1 protein-coding gene is annotated in these 236 nt (G+C 33.1%); it reads right to left on the bottom strand.

Annotated elements, in window-relative coordinates:
- On the bottom strand, positions 1–236 hold a 236-nt coding region (locus tag R0K30_RS23505; protein WP_410613442.1), incomplete at both ends, for a hypothetical protein.

The following is a 236-nucleotide window of genomic DNA, read 5'->3' as shown; positions in this document are numbered from 1 at the left end:
CTATAGGCTTTGCGATACTGCGGTCTGATTTTATTTTAATATTTTCCAGTACCAGAGGCTTACCCTCATCTACAATTGATACTATGGCTGCTTCATCTCGTCTAAGTCTATCCAAGTTAAAAACACCATTTTTAATACTGTTTAACTCAGTAAGGTTGGTATCTGATTTTATATTTTTAAAAGTAATTGATTGATGCTTTATATAAATGTCTAAATTTTCTGCTGGGTTCCAGCCA

It is taken from the genome of Bacillus sp. SIMBA_154, from assembly GCF_046536015.1.
GTDB lineage: Bacteria > Bacillota > Bacilli > Bacillales > Bacillaceae > Bacillus > Bacillus pumilus_P.
The sequence above is the reverse complement of the archived record's forward strand: the minus strand, read 5'-3'. Positions and strand labels throughout refer to the sequence as shown.